This window comes from Escherichia sp. TW14182, assembly GCF_000208525.1.
In the GTDB taxonomy this organism is placed as follows: domain Bacteria; phylum Pseudomonadota; class Gammaproteobacteria; order Enterobacterales; family Enterobacteriaceae; genus Escherichia; species Escherichia ruysiae.
Genome location: NZ_AEJZ01000160.1, coordinates 1 through 1131 on the forward strand (window position 1 = coordinate 1; position 1131 = coordinate 1131).

1 protein-coding gene and 1 pseudogene are annotated in these 1131 nt (G+C 52.1%); both read right to left on the reverse strand.

From position 1 onward, the window contains the following. On the reverse strand, positions 1-734 hold a 734-nt coding region (locus tag EQY_RS0114105; RefSeq protein ID WP_000021155.1), incomplete at its 3' end, for a terminase large subunit domain-containing protein. After that, positions 724-1131, reverse strand: a pseudogene (locus EQY_RS0114110) (terminase small subunit); the annotation flags it as partial. The pseudogene EQY_RS0114110 and the gene EQY_RS0114105, both read right to left, overlap by 11 nt.

The following is a 1131-nucleotide window of genomic DNA, read 5'->3' on the forward strand; positions in this document are numbered from 1 at the left end:
TGACCGTCCACCAGCAGCTTATCGACATCGAGTAACGCGTCTTTGGACCAGTCTACGAACTCTGCAAGATATTCCTGCTGCCAGACGCGCGGATCGGATTTCTTCTCCGTTTCCTCCAGTTCTTCTTTCGGAATATACGGATTCGATGAAGTTGGCGCATGGTGCATAACAAATCCCAGGGATTCATCGTGGCATATCGCGTAGAAAAAATTGCTCTCGTCGATACCGTTTGGTGTGGAAAATACCCACGCACAGCCGCGGTAATCGACAAGCGTCGGGCGTATCGCTCGGGGCCAGATTTCCTCGAGCATTTCCGGCGATTTAGTGAATGCGGCCTCATCAATCAGCACAGCGTGATATTTACGCCCACGCCCGGCCAGTTTGTTATTGTCCGTTACCCAAAAGTCGATGCGCCCCCCATTACGGAGAATGATGCGCTTTTCATTTTTTGACTGACTGAGGATCAGCGGTTGCAGAACGGCGCTAATTTCATCCCAGATTTCCTGGTACTGGCGGTATTGCGCGGTAAAAATCCCCACCCTACCCGCGATAAGTTGCCCGGTGGTAGGAACGGCAAATTTCCGCGTAGCGAAACTGGTAGCGATGTTCACCAGCATCACCGTTTTACCCCAGCGACGACCACAGCATACCGCGTGGAAGCGTTCCTCTATTGCCGCCGTCCATGCAGCTATTTGCCCCTCATGAGGTTTTGGGAGGTAGATTTCAATCGACATTATCCACTCCCGGCATCGGCAGAGAGTTGTGGATAATTATTTCGTTATTCTCACCACCCACGCCTTTTTTGAGGTTTTCAATCTCAGTGTGCAGCTTTTCGTTGCGAAGCCTCAGTCCTTCAAGCTCCAGATCATTGCGACTGTCAGTTGCACCACCAGCAGAACTTCCTTTCGTCGCCATTATCAGCTTGATAAGTTCGCGCCGGGCGGCAGCCTTATCCTCCAGCAGGATCTCAACACCAAATTTCCCGAGCTTTGCCCCTGCATATAATTGCCGCGCATCCCCATCAAGCAGAGTGGTATCAGCCATATAAAGCTGCCCCGTTCCCTCACCGCAGCACTTCGGGCAGTCCGGATTGGGTATGGCGTTATCAACAAAGCCGAGGCCTCCATATTC